Genomic DNA, 14740 nt, shown 5'->3' with positions numbered 1-14740 from the left:
GGCGGGCGCCTTATCCACCGGCAAGGGTATTGTCAAGAGGGTTTCGCTCACCCCACTGGGCGATTTTGCGACCCTTGACCGGAACAGAGCAAAGGCTCCGCCAAGCCACCGACAGACGAAACGCCGACAGACGAAACGGAGAGCACGCGTGACGCGCAGCGTGTACGTGACCGGCATCGATCGCGGAGACGGCCGCCAGGTCGTCGAACTGGGGGTCATGGAGCTCCTGACCCGCCAGATCGACCGGGTGGGGGTGTTCCGGCCGCTGGTGCACCACTCACCCGACCGTCTGTTCGAGCTGTTGCGCGCCCGCTACCGCCTGTCCCAGGCCCCGGCGACGGTCTACGGCATGGACTACCACGAGGCGTCCGCCCTCCAGGCCGAGCGCGGGACCGACGAGCTGGTGTCCACGCTCGTCGACCGGTTCCACGTCGTCGCCCGTGACTACGACGTCGTCCTCGTCCTCGGCACCGACTACGCCGACACCCAGCTCCCGGACGAGCTCTCCCTCAACGCCCGGCTCGCCAACGAGTTCGGCGCGTCCGTGATACCCGTCGTGGGCGGGCGCAAGCAGACCGCCGAGTCCGTGCTGGCCGAGACGCGCAACGCCTACCGGGCGTACGAGGGACTGGGCTGTGACGTGCTCGCCATGGTCACCAACCGGGTCGCCCGGGGCGACCGGGACGAGATCGCCCAGCGGCTTCAGGCACGGCTGCCCGTGCCCTGCTACGTCGTGCCGGACGAGCCCGCCCTGTCCGCGCCGACCGTCTCGCAGATCGCCCAGTCCCTGGACGCGAAGGTCCTGCTCGGCGACGACTCGGGGCTCGCGCGCGACGCCCTCGACTTCGTGTTCGGCGGTGCGATGCTGCCGAACTTCCTGACCGCCCTGACCCCGGGCTGCCTGGTCGTCACCCCGGGCGACCGCGCCGACCTGGTCGTCGGCTCGCTGGCCGCGCACAGCGCCGGCACCCCGCCGATCGCCGGCCTGCTGCTCACCCTCGACGAGCGGCCCGGCGACGAGGTCCTCACCCTCGCCGCCCGCCTCGCCCCGGGCACCCCGGTGCTCTCGGTGCCGGGCTACAGCTTCCCGACCGCCGAGCAACTCTTCTCCCTGGAGGGGAAGTTGAGCGCGGTCACGCCGCGCAAGGCGGAGACCGCCCTCGGCCTGTTCGAGCGGTACGTCGAGACCGGCGACCTGCTGAAGCGGGTCTCGGCGCCGAACAGCGACCGCGTCACGCCGATGATGTTCGAGCACAAGCTGCTGGAGCAGGCCCGCTCGCGCATGCGCCGCATCGTGCTGCCCGAGGGCACCGAGCCGCGCGTCCTGCACGCCGCCGAGGTGCTGCTGCGCCGCAACGTCTGCGACCTCACGCTCCTGGGGCCGGTCGACCGGATCCGCAAGCAGGCCGCCGACCTCGGCATCGACCTCGGCGACACCCAGCTGATCGACCCGGCGACCAGCGAGCTGCGCGACTCCTTCGCCGAGAAGTACGCGGGGCTGCGCGCCCACAAGGGGGTCACGGTGGAGCTGGCGTACGACGTCGTCTCCGACGTGAACTACTTCGGCACGCTGATGGTGCAGGAGGGCCTCGCGGACGGCATGGTCTCCGGCTCCGTCCACTCGACCGCCGCCACCATCCGGCCCGCCTTCGAGATCATCAAGACGAACCCGGACGCCGACATCGTCTCGTCGGTCTTCTTCATGTGCCTCGCCGACCGGGTCCTCGTCTACGGCGACTGCGCCGTGAACCCCGACCCGAACGCCGAGCAGCTGGCCGACATCGCCATCCAGTCGGCCACCACGGCCCAGCGGTTCGGCGTGGAGCCGCGGATCGCGATGCTGTCGTACTCGACGGGTACGTCCGGTTCGGGCGCCGACGTCGACAAGGTGCGCGAGGCGACCGAGCTGGTGCGGACGCGGCGGCCCGATCTGAAGATCGAGGGGCCCATCCAGTACGACGCCGCCGTGGAGCCGTCCGTCGCCGCGACCAAGCTGCCGGAGTCGGAAGTGGCCGGGCAGGCAACGGTTTTGATCTTCCCGGACCTCAATACAGGTAACAACACCTACAAGGCCGTGCAGCGCTCGGCCGGCGCGATCGCCGTCGGCCCGGTGCTGCAGGGCCTGCGCAAGCCGGTCAACGACCTGTCCCGGGGTGCCCTGGTCCAGGACATCGTCAACACCGTCGCCATCACGGCGATCCAGGCCCAGTCCCCCACCCTGTCTCCCGCTCTGTCCCCCGCCCTGTCCCCCAGCGAGAAGGCAACCGCCCAGTGAGCTCGTCCCGCGTCCTCGTCCTCAACTCCGGCTCCTCGTCGGTGAAGTACCAGCTGCTCGACATGCGCGACGGCAGCCGGCTGGCCATGGGGCTCGTCGAGCGCATCGGCGAGGAGACGTCCCGGCTCAAGCACACCGGGCCGGCGAGCGGCGGCGGGACTCGCGAGTGGACCGGGGCGATAGCCGATCACGAGGCCGCCCTGAAGGCGGTGTCGACGGAACTCGCCAAGGACGGCCTCGGGCTGGACTCGCCCGAGCTGGCCGCGATCGGCCACCGGGTGGTGCACGGCGGCAAGCGCTTCACCGAGCCGACGGTCGTCGACGACGCCGTGCTCGCCGAGATCGAGCGGCTCATCCCGGTCGCCCCGCTGCACAACCCGGCCAACCTCACCGGGATCCGCACGGCCCAGGCGCTGCGCCCGGACCTGCCGCAGGTCGCCGTCTTCGACACCGCGTTCCACACGACGATGCCGGAGTCGGCCGCCCGCTACGCCATCGACGTCGAGACCGCCGACCGGCACCGGATACGCCGGTACGGCTTCCACGGCACCTCGCACGCGTACGTCTCCCGGGCCACCGCGAAGCTGCTGGGCAAGGCTCCCGAGGACGTGAACGTCATCGTGCTGCACCTCGGCAACGGCGCGTCCGCGTCCGCCGTACGGGGCGGGAAGTGCGTGGACACCTCCATGGGGCTGACGCCTTTGGAGGGACTCGTGATGGGTACGCGATCCGGTGATGTGGATCCGGCGGTCATCTTCCATTTGGCACGCGTTGGCGAAATGTCCATCGCTGAAATCGACACTCTCCTCAACAAGAAGAGCGGCCTCATCGGCCTGTGCGGCGACAACGACATGCGGGAGATCCGGCGCCGCATCGACGAGGGCGACGGAGAGGCGAAGCTCGCCTTCGACATCTACATTCATCGTTTGAAGAAGTACATCGGCGCCTATTACGCGGTGCTCGGCAAGGTGGACGCGGTGGCGTTCACGGCCGGCGTCGGGGAGAACGCGGCGCCCGTGCGGGAGGCGGCCGTCGCGGGCCTCGCGGAGCTGGGCCTGGCGGTGGACGGCGAGCTGAACGCCGTACGCGGTGACGAGCCGCGGCTGATTTCGCCGGCGCACGCGCGGGTGGCGGTCGCGGTGGTGCCGACGGATGAAGAACTGGAGATCGCGACGCAGACCTACGCACTGGTCGGCCGCATTTGATATGCAGCCCACCGCGTGGCAAACGCCCGAGTAACACGGCTGAGCAAAGCCCAGCTCATTTGTATCTTCCACCAGACGGAATATTCCGCGGCGAAACAAACCGATAGGATCGTCCCATGCGCCGTTCGAAAATCGTTTGTACTCTCGGCCCCGCGGTCGACTCCCATGAACAGCTCGTCGCGCTGATCGAGGCGGGCATGAATGTGGCCCGCTTCAACTTCAGCCATGGCACGCACGAAGACCACCAGGGGCGCTACGAGCGCCTGCGGGCCGGCGCCCGGGAGACCGGGCGGGCCATCGGTGTGCTCGCCGACCTCCAGGGTCCGAAGATCCGTCTGGAGACCTTCGCCGAGGGCCCTGTGGAGCTGGAGCGCGGTGACGAGTTCGTCATCACGACCGAGGACGTCCCGGGCGACAAGCAGATCTGCGGGACCACCTACAAGGGCCTGCCGGGCGACGTCACCAAGGGCGACCAGATCCTCATCAACGACGGCAACGTCGAGCTGAAGGTCACCGAGGTCGACGGCCCCCGGGTGAAGACGATCGTCATCGAGGGCGGCGTCGTCTCCGACCACAAGGGCATCAACCTGCCCGGCGCCGCCGTGAACGTGCCGGCGCTGTCCGAGAAGGACGTCGAGGACCTGCGGTTCGCGCTGGACATGGGCTGCGACATGGTCGCGCTGTCCTTCGTGCGGGACGCCAACGACGTGCAGGACGTGCACAAGGTCATGGACGAGGTCGGCCGCCGCGTCCCGGTCATCGCCAAGGTGGAGAAGCCGCAGGCGGTCGCCAACATGGAAGACGTCGTGATGGCGTTCGACGCCGTGATGGTCGCGCGTGGCGACCTGGCCGTCGAGTACCCGCTCGAGAAGGTCCCGATGGTGCAGAAGCGGCTCATCGAGCTGTGCCGCCGCAACGCCAAGCCGGTGATCGTGGCGACCCAGATGATGGAGTCGATGATCACCAACTCCCGCCCGACCCGCGCCGAGGCCTCCGACGTGGCCAACGCGATCCTGGACGGCGCCGACGCGGTCATGCTGTCCGCCGAGTCGAGCGTGGGCGCGTACCCGATCGAGACCGTCAAGACGATGTCGAAGATCGTCGCCGCGGCCGAGCAGGAGCTGCTCTCCAAGGGCCTGCAGCCGCTCGTGCCGGGCAAGAAGCCCCGTACACAGGGTGGTTCGGTGGCCCGCGCGGCCTGCGAGATCGCCGACTTCCTCGGCGGCAAGGGCCTGGTGGCCTTCACTCAGTCCGGCGACACCGCCCCCCGCCTGTGCCGCTACCGCGCCGCCCAGCAGATCATCGCGTTCACCACGGACGAGTCCACCCGCAACCAGATGACGCTCAGCTGGGGCGTCGAGCCGCACGTCGTGCCGTTCGTCAACAGCACCGACGAGATGGTCGACCTGGTGGACCAGGAGATCGTCAAGCTCGGCCTGTTCAACGAGGGCGACATCGTGGTCATCACCGCCGGTTCCCCGCCCGGCGTTCCCGGCACCACCAACATGGTCCGCGTCCACCACCTCGGTGGCGGCGCACGGGACTGATCCCACAAGGGCCCTGAAGGCCCCCGTACGGCGCTGAGGGCGCCCCCTGTGATCCAGGGGGCGCCCTCAGCGTTTTCGCGGCTCCCGAACGGGCTTGTGGGGGGCGTCCGTCGCGGACGCCCGGCTCAGTCGGTTCAGTCGGTGACGTAGGAGTGCAGTCCGGGCACGTGCAGGGTGCCGCCGAACTGGCCGGCCTGGACGACCTTCACCTTGGTGAAGTAGATCAGGGGGATGTTCAGCGGCGGGGGGTTCTCCGGGCTGAACGTGATCGGGATCAGGCCCAGCAGGTTGCCGGAGATGCTCTCCGTGTACATCACGACCTTGCCGTTGCGGAACGTGGACGTCGAGCCCCCGGCCGCCTGCACGTGGTAGGTCTTGCCGGACTGCTTGTCCTTCACCGTCTGGTGCAGGTCGCCGATGTCGACCCCGTCGGAGACGACGTACTTCAGCACCTTCTTGGTGGTGCCGTTGGCCGTCTTCACCTTGACGATGCCCTGGTAGTCGGCGCCCTTGAGCAGCAGCGAGCTGGCGTCCAGGAACCAGGGGTCGTCGGGCAGCGGCACGGTGTTGTCGACGCCGCCCTCCTCGTCCGTGGCGGCCGGGCAGTCCTCGGGGTCCGTGCCGGCGCTCGCGGAGGGACTGGGCGAGGCGGTGGCCTCGCCGGCCGCCTCGGTGGCGCCCTGCGCCGCCTCGGACACCTTGTCGGTGGTGCCGTCGACGGTGTCCTTCACCGTGTCGGTGACCTTCTCGGCGGTCTCCTTGACGGGGTCGGAGGCCTCGGAGGTGTCCTTGCCGGCGGCGTCCGAGGAGTCAGAGGTCTCCGAGGAGCCGGAAGCCGCCTCCTCGCTCGCGCTCGCGGAGGGCGTCGGCGTCGGGCTCGCGCTCTCCTTGGCGGCGGAGCCACCCGTGAAGACGCCGGTGATCGCGTCGCCGATGTCCTCCAGCAGGTTGCCGCCGCTCTCGGAGGCCGAGGGGCTCGGCGTGGCGGTGTCGCCGGACTGGGCCTCGCTCGTCTTGCTCGCGGAGGGCGTCGGCGTGGGCTCGGCCCCGTCGTCGGAACCTGAATCCGACGAGGAGGAGTCGCCCGCGGAGCCCGAGGAGTCCGAAGATCCCGAACCGTCGGAGGAGCCGGAGGAGTCCGAGGAGTCCTCGCCGGCGGAGGCCGACGCCGACGGGGTCGGCTCCGCCGCCTCGTCGCTGTCCGTGGACTCATCGGCACCCGGGGACGCGGAGGCATCGTCCTCCAGGGCCGCCACGCACTCCTTGTACTCGTCCGCCGTCAGGCTGTTGGACGTCGGCTTCGTCGAGTTGTTGCTGTCGGCCTGCGCGAGGGTGGGCGTGAAGCCCATCCCCATCAGGACCGCCGTGGGCATCGCCGCCAGGGCTATCGCCTTGCCCGCCGGCATGTGGAACCTGGTGAACAGCGGCTTCTTGGGCGCCGCGTGACGCGGCCCGGTTCTCACACGGGACTTGTCCACCTCAGTCCCGTGGGTCACCTCGTCAGCCGGCACTGTGCCTCCCGTTCGCCCCGTTCGCCGGGCTCGTTCCTGACAGATCGTTCGACTTGCCCAACTCGGCCGTGCCCTGGACGGGCTTGAGCACCGTGGTGTCCGGGTCCAGGCCTTCAGGAGCGCCACCCACTCCCGTCGCGTCCCGCTGCGCCTGCTCCGACTCGGGCGGCGCGCCCGGGACCCACGAGACGGCCATCGCCCCGCCGATGAGGGCGAAGAGGAAGCCGATGAGGAAGCCACCGAGGTTGGACAGCGGGATGGAGACGAGCGCCAGCAGGATCGCCGCGACGCCCGCGAAGGTGCGGACGTGCTTCTGGAACCAGAGAGTGAAGCCCAGGACGACGAGCAGCACACCGATGATCAGGGAGCTGGAGCCCCCCGCGGTCTGCATGGCCAGCGTCAGGTGACCGATCTGGAGGTTCGCGTATGGAAAGTAGGCGATGGGGAGTCCGCCGAGCATGACGAACAGACCGGCCCAGAACGGCCGCGTACCCCGCCAGGCACGGAACTGCGTCCTCCTGTGGGTGAACTGGCCGGATACGGCAGGAGTCTCGGCGCTCATGGAAAACAGCTCCCTGCTACGGCTTTGCTGTGATGGTGGTGCGGTGGTGGTGAGTTGTAGTGCGTGTGACCGCTTGTGAAGAAAGCGGGTGGAGAGGGGACGGGCGGGGGCGCCATCGGCTCCCCCGCCCGTCACAGAGTGCTTAGTAGCACTCCTTGACACCCGTCGACAGCGACATCTTCAGACCGCTGAGCTTGAAGGTTCCGGCCGTGGTCGCCCACGCCGTCTGCTTCACGCCGACCAGCGTGGCCTTGTCGGCCTGCTGGGCGAACCCGAAGGGGTTGGCCTGCTCGCCGCCACCCTTCATGCCCGGACCCTTGCTGGCGTCCTTGGCAGCCACACCGATGTCGATGTTCTCGAACGTGGCGTCGGCCTCGAGGTCGGCCACGTCGATGTACAGGTTCTTGGCCTCGACCGGCTTCTTCGGGTCTTCACCCGCCCGCAGAATCAGGCTGACACTCCCGAGGATCGGGATGTCGGGGGTGACCACGGACTGGCACATGTTGCTGATCGTCGCGGTCTGGAACCCCGAGACGGCGACGGGGTGAACCGTCTTCTTGCCGGAGAGCGTGTAGCCCTCGTCAAGAGCGCCGTACTGCGAGAAACCCGTACCGACGAGCTTGTCGGTCGTGACCTTGAACGACTGGCCGGAGACACTGAACGACGCGGCGAGAGCGCCCTGCGCGAGGGCGACACCTATCGCAGCCGTAGCGGCGACGCTGGGCACCATGACCACAGCGAACCGCTTCCATCTGGTCCCGCCACGCACCTGGGACTCCATATTTCCTCCTTCTCGGACGTACATCTCCTGGCCCTGGCTGCCACTGTCGACTTGACGGCTCAGCCGGGCAGGGATGGGAGAAGTGCTACGTCCTCGGGAAGGAGAGCGCCTGCGCTCGGCGGCGCGAAACGCGCCCGAATCACCGGCGATCACCCCCGAGCGACAACCACTGGTCGCGCCTGACACGCATCACGCACAACCTTGCTGGACAGGCTTCGCCGAGCAGGCGAAGACCCCCCTGCCCAAGAGCCGGCGCCACTGCCGCCGACTCTGCTCGGTGGGGACCCAGGAACTCCCGCGACCCAACCGGCTGTCGGGGTACGGGAATGGACCGAGCGTGGCCGATCGTGGTGCATTCTCGCCGCCCGCACAAGGGGCTTCGTTACTCGGTAGTAACGGGGGGATAACCGAACAACGACCCGCCGGTCTCGATCAGCGACGCAGGGTGGCCTCAAGTGACCGGACAAGTCCAGTAATCGCCGGACAGAATCCGACAGAACGACGCCTTCGACTTACCCGCAGTAACTGCGGCCGCGATTACCAAGATTTGGTAAAGCGCGGCCGCTTTGATGCCCTGTCGGCAGATCTTTCACTCAGGCAACACGAGCCTGCGCGTTTAGTTACTGGTCAGAACGGGGCCGCTGCCCCGCCCGAAGGCCCGGTCAGAACAGCGCGCGCGCAAGCGCCCTGCGCGCCGCCGCCACGCGCGGATCGTCCGCGCCCACGACCTCGAACAGCTCCAGCAGCCGAAGCCGTGCGGCCTCCCGGTCGTCACCCGCCGTGCGCTGCACGGTGTCGATGAGCCGCCCGAAGGCGTCCTCGACGTGTCCGCCCACCAGGTCCAGGTCGGCGGCGGCGATCTGCGCAGCTGCGTCGGCGGGCTTGTCGGCGGCGTCCTTGCGCACCTGCTGCGGGTCGGCATCCTGCACGCGCTGCAACAACTCGGCCTGGGCGAGCCCGAGTTTGGCCTCCATATTGGCCGGGTCCTCGCTCAGTACGTTCTTGTACGCCTGGACGGCACCGGCCAAGTCTCCCGCGTCAAGGGCCTGTACGGCGGCCTCGAGCAACGCGTCGTACGGGCCGACCGGCACGGCGGGAGCGGTCTGGGCGCCACCGGGCTCGGCGTCGGGGTCGACGGTGATGCCGGTGAGGCCGAAGCGCTGTTCGGCGACGGTGACGAGCTGATCGAGCGTCTGCCGGATCTGTGCCTCGCCGGCCGCCCCCTGGAAGAGCGGCAGCGCCTGGCCCGCGACGACGGCGAAGACGGCGGGGATGCCCTGCACGCCGAACTGCTGCATCAGCATCTGGTTGGCGTCGACGTCGATCTTGGCGAGGAGGAAGCGGCCGTTGTACTCGACGGCGAGCCGCTCCAGCACCGGGCTCAGCTGCTTGCAGGGCTCGCACCACTCGGCCCAGAAGTCGATGACGACGGGCACTTCGGTGGACCGCTGGAGGACCTCCTGCTCGAACCCCGCCTCATCCACCTCGATGACGAGGTCGGCGGGCGACACGGCCCCTCCCCCGCCCTGTCGGGCGGCCTCGGCACGCGCCTGCTCCGCCTTCGCCTTGGCCTCCTGGGCCGCCTTCACCGCGGCGAGGTCGACGACTCCGCTCATGGACATGTTCCGTGGCTGCATGCGTCTATCCTCCCCCGTTCCCCGCGCACGTGTGAAAAGCACTGTGAAAGCCGGTCAGGCCTGATGCTGTTCCGACGCCGGGTCCCCACCCCACGCCGTGCGTGCGGTCGCTCGCGTACGTCCGTCGCGAGCTTTCGCTACGAGTCGTAGCGTAATGGCATCGAGTGCCTCCGGGGCACCACCCCCGGGTGATCTCCCTCACGACCTCACAGAATCCCCCGATATCGCGGGGATATGGTCAGGGGATGCAGAGCCGCACCTCCGCCGCCCGCCCCGGCCGGCCGCGCAGCGCCGCCGCGGCGACGGCGATCCTGGCCGCGACCCGGGAGGCGCTGATCGAGGTGGGCTGGTCCAAGCTCACCCTGGGAGACGTGGCAACGCGCGCCGGGGTTGCAAAGACGACCCTCTATCGCCGCTGGTCCGGCAAGAACGAGCTGGTGGTGGACGCGGTCGCGGAGCTGTTCGACGAACTGGAGCTCCCCGACCGCGGCACTCTCGCCGCCGACATCGAGGGCGTGGTCCTGCAGTTCGCGGCGATCCTGGCCCGCCCCGAGGCCAAGAGCGGGCTGATGGCGGTGGTGGCGGAGTCGACGCGGGACGACGCCCTGCGCGAGCGCATCCGCCGGTCCATCGTCGAGCGCCAGAAGCGCCTGGTCCTCCAGGGCCGCTCCCGGGCCCAGAAACGCGGCGAGCTCCCCCCGGAGACGGATCCGGAGGAAGCCGCACGCACAGCGGACCTGATCTTCGACGTGGTGGCGGGCGCGGTGGTGCACCGCACCCTGGTGAGCGCGGAGCCGGCGGACGAGGAGTGGGTGCGCAGCTTCACGCGCATCCTGCTCCTGGGCCTCACCGGCGCCGCATAGCCCAGAACGATCAGAACCCCGCCGGCTCGGTGTACACCCCCCACTCCTCGCGCAGCACACCGCAGATCTCGCCCAGGGTCGCCTCGGCCCGTACGGCGTCCAGCATCGGCCCGATCATGTTGCCGCCGTTCCTCGCGGCGGCGAGCATCGCGTCGAGCGCGGCCCGCACGGCACCGTCGTCCCGCGCGTCCTTGCGGGAGCCCAGCACCCGTACCTGCTCGCGCTCCACCTCGTGGCTCACCCGCAGGATCTCCAGGTCGCCGGTGACGGAGCCGGTGTGGGCGTTGACCCCGACGACCCGCTTGTCCCCCTTCTCCAGCGACTGCTGGTAGCGGAAGGCCGACTCCGCGATCTCCCCGGTGAACCAGCCGTCCTCGATCCCGCGCAGGATCCCGGACGTGATCGGTCCGATGGGGTGCTGCCCGTCGGGGTGCGCCCGCAGCCCCCGCTCCTTGATCTGCTCGAAGATCTTCTCGGCGTCGGCCTCGATCCGGTCGGTCAGCTGCTCGACGAACCACGAACCGCCCAGCGGATCGGCCACGTTGGCGACCCCGGTCTCCTCCATGAGGACCTGCTGGGTGCGCAGGGCGATCTCGGCGGCCTGCTCGGAGGGCAGCGCGAGGGTCTCGTCGAGGGCGTTGGTGTGCAGCGAGTTGGTCCCGCCGAGCACGGCCGCGAGCGCCTCCACGGCCGTACGCACGACGTTGTTGTACGGCTGCTGCGCGGTGAGCGAGACGCCCGCGGTCTGCGTGTGGAAGCGCAGCCACTGGGCCTTGTCGCTCTGCGCCCCGTACACGTCCCGCATCCAGCGCGCCCAGATCCTGCGGGCAGCCCGGAACTTAGCGATCTCCTCGAAGAAGTCGACGTGCGCGTCGAAGAAGAAGGACAGGCCGGGGGCGAAGACGTCGACGTCCAGCCCGCGTGACAGGCCCAGTTCGACGTACCCGACCCCGTCCGCCAGCGTGTACGCCAGCTCCTGCGCGGCCGTCGATCCGGCCTCGCGGATGTGGTAGCCGGAGACGGACAGCGGCTTGTAGGCGGGGATGCCGGCCGCGCAGTACTCCATGAGGTCGCCGATGAGACGCAGGTGCGGCTCGGGCTGGAAGAGCCACTCCTTCTGGGCGATGTACTCCTTGAAGATGTCGGTCTGCAGCGTGCCGTTGAGCACGCCGGGGTCGACGCCCTGGCGCTCCGCCGCCACCAGGTACATGCAGAAGACCGGCACGGCCGGACCGCTGATGGTCATGGACGTCGTCACGTCGCCCAGCGGGATGTCCTTGAACAGGACCTCCATGTCGGCGGCCGAGTCGATGGCGACACCGCAGTGGCCGACCTCGCCCAGCGAGCGCGGGTCGTCGGAGTCCCGTCCCATGAGCGTCGGCATGTCGAAGGCGACCGAGAGACCGCCTCCGCCGTTGCGGAGGATCATCTTGTAGCGCTCGTTGGTCTGCTCGGCGTTCCCGAACCCGGCGAACTGCCGGATGGTCCACGTCCGCCCTCGGTAGCCGGTCGGATACAGCCCGCGCGTGTAGGGGTACTCCCCGGGCCACCCGATCCGCTCGAAGCCCTCGTACCTGTCTCCCGGCCGGGGCCCGTACACCGGCTCCACGGGGTCTCCGGAGAGCGTGGTGAAATCCGCGGTGCGCTTGCGTGCGGCGTCGTAACGGGCCTGCCAGCGACGGCGGCCCTCCTCGATGGCGTCAGCGTCCATACCTTCGAATTTACTAGGACGTCCTAGTAAATGTCGATGGGAGAACCGCCGTACGCGTCGGTACGGCGGTTGCGTCAGGCCTTGGCGACAGCCGGGACCGACTCGCTGACCAGGGGTTCGACCTCGCGGGTGACCTTGCGCTCGACGAAGAAAGCGGCGAAGGGAATCGTCCCGGAGAGCAGCACCCACAGCAGCTTGCCGAACGACCACTTGGCCTTGGAGCCGAGGTCGAAGGCGAACACCAGATAGATGATGTAGAGGAAGCCGTGGACCTGGGAGACGGCGAAGGTGACGTCCTCGCCCATGTCGAAGCCGTACTTGAACACCATGCAGGTGCACAGCACGAGCAGCATGACGGCGGTGACGTAAGCCATCACCCGGTAGCGGGTCAGGACGCTCTTCTTCATGCGTACGAGCGTAACCACCCGTTCCGGGAGATCTTGCCCGGGGCCCGCTCAGCCCTCGTCGAAGTCGTGCGCCGCCACCCGCAGCGGGCGCAGCATCGCGAAGATCTCCGCGCACTCCTCGGCGTCGTACACCCCGAGTCCGAAGTCCATGGCCATCAGGTCGCGGGTGGCCGCCTCGACGACCTCGCGGCCCTTGTCGGTGATGGAGGCGAGCGTGCCACGCCCGTCGTTGGGGTTGGGGCGCTTGTCGACCAGGCCCGACCTGACCAGCCGGTCGACGGTGTTCGTCACGGACGTGGGATGCACCATCAGCCGCTCGCCGATCTTGGACATCGGCAGCTCACCGGCCTTGGAGAAGTTGAGCAGCACCAGCGCCTCGTACCGCGCGAACGTCAGTCCGTACGGCTTGACCACCGCGTCGACCTCACCGAGCAGGATCTGCTGCGCGCGCATGATCGAGGTGATGGCGGCCATGGACGGCACGGTGCCCCAGCGCTGCTTCCACAGTTCGTCGGCGCGCGCGATGGGATCGAAGGGAAGACTGAGCGGCTTCGGCACGGGACCGACCTTACCGGCCGGTCACATGCTGGTCAGCCCCGTCTCGCCTTTCGGTCCGGCGCTCAGCCGGCCACCGTCTCCTTCACCTGGAAGAGCGCCGTCCACCGATCGTCGTGCAGACAGGCGTTCATCGGCTCGACCAGGGTTCTGTGCTCGGGGCCGGTGCGCCACCGTTGGATGGCTTCGAGGCTGTCCCACTCGCTGGTGAGCAGCCATTGAGCCGGATCGTCCAGGGAACGGCAGAGCTGTTCACCGAGGTGTCCGGGGAATCGCGCGGCCCTCGCGAGCACGTCCTTGTAGGACTTCACGAAGTCCGCTTCCATCCCCGCACGCACCCGCAGCAGTCGGATGACACGCACCCGTTCCGGGGCCGAGGAGCCGCCCGTCATGAGGGGTCGAGGACGACCGGGAGTTCCGCCAGCCCGCGGAACGCGGGGAACGGCACGGTCAGCCAGCGCGCGTCCTCCGGCGCCACGGCCAGGGCCATGTCGGGGAACCGCGCGAAGAGCGAGGTGAGGGCGGTCTGCATCTCCACCCGCGCCAGCGGTGCGCCGATGCAGTAGTGCGGGCCGTACCCGAAGGCGAGATGCGTCGCCTGGACGTTCGGCCGCTGGACGTCCATTTCGTCGGGCTCGGCGAACATCTCCGGGTCCCGGTTGGCCCCGGTGATCGAGATCTGGACGAGCGCGCCCTTGGGGATGAGCATGTCCCGGATGACGATGTCTTCCTTCGCGTGACGGAAGGTCGAGTTCTCCACGGAGGCCTCGAACCGGAAGATCTCCTCGATGGCCGCGTTCATGGCACTCGCGTCCCGGAGCGCCAGTTCCTTCTGGTCCGGCCGGCTGAGCAAGTGGTAGACGGCGTTGCCGATCTGGTACGCCGTCGACTTGTGGCCCGCGAAGAGGAGCACCCACGCCGTCGAGACGAGTTCGTGGTCGGTGAGCGCGCCCTCCTGGTCCTGGGCCGTGACGAGTGCGCTGAGCAGACCTCCGTCCGGCTCGCTCCGCTTCCGTGCGCACAACTCCGCGAGATAGTCGCGCAGGTTTCCCTCGGCGATTTCCAGCGCTTTTCTCGCCTCCGGCCCGAAACCTGTCTGCGCGACGGTGGCGGACCATTCCTGAGCCTGTTTGCGTTCGTCTTCCGGGACGCCCAGAAGTTCACAGATGACGTGGAGCGGAAGCGGGAAGCAGAACTCCGGGAGCAGGTTCACCGAACCCGACGTCGAGCATTGGTCCAGCAGATCATCGGTGATCTCCTGCACGCGCACACGCAGCGATTCCACCCTTTTCGGCGTGAAGGTACTGCCGACGATCCTCCTGAGCCTGGTGTGCTTCGGAGGGTCCGAGAAGAGCATGTTGTCGTCCAGCGCGATCGACGAGTCACCGAAGATGCGGTGGTAGGCGTCGATGGCGCCGTACATGTCCTTGCTCAGCCGCGGGTCGGCCAGGGCGGCCCGCGCGTCGTCGTACCGCGTGATCAGGTACGTCTCGACGCCGTGGGGCGGAGACAGCGGACACACGGGCGCCGTCTCCCGGAGCGCCGCGTACACGGGATGCGGGTTGGCCCGGAACTCCCGGCTGCAGGACGAGGCCGCGGCCGCGGCCGCTTCGGACGAAAGGGCCTCGGATTCCTCGGATGCGAACGCTTGCGTCATGACTGGATCCCCGGGGTAGGCGTGGATTC

Annotated in this window: 13 protein-coding genes; 4 read left to right on the top strand and 9 right to left on the bottom strand. The window is 68.8% G+C overall.

From position 1 onward, the window contains the following. Positions 1–148: 148 nt before the first annotated feature. The 3 genes from pta to pyk all read left to right on the top strand — a co-directional run bounded on the left by pta (position 149) and on the right by pyk (position 5027). Positions 149–2275, top strand: coding sequence for a phosphate acetyltransferase (gene pta / locus AB5J49_RS32635; RefSeq protein WP_369172448.1), 2127 nt, complete (start codon positions 149–151; stop codon positions 2273–2275). After that, a complete protein-coding gene (locus AB5J49_RS32630) occupies positions 2272–3480 on the top strand; it encodes an acetate kinase (RefSeq protein ID WP_369172447.1) in 1209 nt (402 codons plus the stop codon). The genes pta and AB5J49_RS32630 overlap by 4 nt, the downstream gene beginning before the upstream one ends. Before the next feature lie 116 nt (positions 3481–3596). Beyond that, entirely contained in the window at positions 3597–5027 is a 1431-nt protein-coding gene (pyk, locus tag AB5J49_RS32625) for a pyruvate kinase (RefSeq protein ID WP_369172446.1), read from the top strand. Positions 5028–5161: 134 nt separating this feature from the next. On the opposite strand, the gene AB5J49_RS32620 is transcribed toward pyk, so the two are convergent. The 4 genes from AB5J49_RS32620 to AB5J49_RS32605 form a co-directional block, all read right to left on the bottom strand. Then, positions 5162–6538: a hypothetical protein gene (locus AB5J49_RS32620; RefSeq protein ID WP_369172445.1), complete on the bottom strand. Its 1377-nt coding sequence runs from the start codon at positions 6536–6538 to the stop codon at positions 5162–5164. Then, positions 6528–7100, bottom strand: coding sequence for a DUF6114 domain-containing protein (locus tag AB5J49_RS32615; RefSeq protein ID WP_369172444.1), 573 nt, complete (start codon positions 7098–7100; stop codon positions 6528–6530). Before AB5J49_RS32615 ends, AB5J49_RS32620 begins: the two co-directional genes overlap by 11 nt. Positions 7101–7242: 142 nt before the next feature. Then, positions 7243–7881 carry a DUF6230 family protein gene (locus tag AB5J49_RS32610; protein ID WP_369172443.1) on the bottom strand — a complete coding sequence of 213 codons (639 nt, stop codon included), beginning with the start codon at positions 7879–7881 and terminating at the stop codon, positions 7243–7245. A 662-nt stretch (positions 7882–8543) separates the two neighbouring features. Next, positions 8544–9518 (bottom strand): tetratricopeptide repeat protein, encoded by a 975-nt coding sequence (locus AB5J49_RS32605; protein WP_369172442.1) that lies wholly within the window; start codon positions 9516–9518, stop codon positions 8544–8546. Between the two features lie 245 nt (positions 9519–9763). On the opposite strand from AB5J49_RS32605, the gene AB5J49_RS32600 reads away from it, so the two are divergent. After that, complete coding sequence (locus AB5J49_RS32600; RefSeq protein ID WP_369172441.1) at positions 9764–10381, top strand: TetR/AcrR family transcriptional regulator; 618 nt, start codon at positions 9764–9766, stop codon at positions 10379–10381. 10 nt (positions 10382–10391) lie between these two features. Here AB5J49_RS32600 and AB5J49_RS32595 read toward each other — a convergent pair whose 3' ends face one another. The 5 genes from AB5J49_RS32595 to AB5J49_RS32575 form a co-directional block, all read right to left on the bottom strand. Beyond that, on the bottom strand, positions 10392–12092 hold the full coding sequence (locus AB5J49_RS32595) for a methylmalonyl-CoA mutase (RefSeq protein WP_369172440.1): 1701 nt from the start codon (positions 12090–12092) through the stop codon (positions 10392–10394). Positions 12093–12166: 74 nt separating this feature from the next. Further along, positions 12167–12499: a DUF3817 domain-containing protein gene (locus AB5J49_RS32590; RefSeq protein WP_369172439.1), complete on the bottom strand. Its 333-nt coding sequence runs from the start codon at positions 12497–12499 to the stop codon at positions 12167–12169. Between the two features lie 48 nt (positions 12500–12547). After that, a complete protein-coding gene (locus tag AB5J49_RS32585) occupies positions 12548–13057 on the bottom strand; it encodes a MarR family winged helix-turn-helix transcriptional regulator (RefSeq protein WP_369172438.1) in 510 nt (169 codons plus the stop codon). A 62-nt stretch (positions 13058–13119) separates the two neighbouring features. Continuing rightward, a complete protein-coding gene (locus AB5J49_RS32580; protein ID WP_369172437.1) occupies positions 13120–13446 on the bottom strand; it encodes an antibiotic biosynthesis monooxygenase in 327 nt (108 codons plus the stop codon). After that, complete coding sequence (locus AB5J49_RS32575) at positions 13443–14711, bottom strand: cytochrome P450 (RefSeq protein WP_369172436.1); 1269 nt, start codon at positions 14709–14711, stop codon at positions 13443–13445. Before AB5J49_RS32575 ends, AB5J49_RS32580 begins: the two co-directional genes overlap by 4 nt. Positions 14712–14740: the final 29 nt, after the last annotated feature.

The sequence above is a fragment of the Streptomyces sp. R28 genome (assembly GCF_041052385.1).
GTDB lineage: Bacteria > Actinomycetota > Actinomycetes > Streptomycetales > Streptomycetaceae > Streptomyces.
The sequence above is the reverse complement of the archived record's forward strand: the minus strand, read 5'-3'. Positions and strand labels throughout refer to the sequence as shown.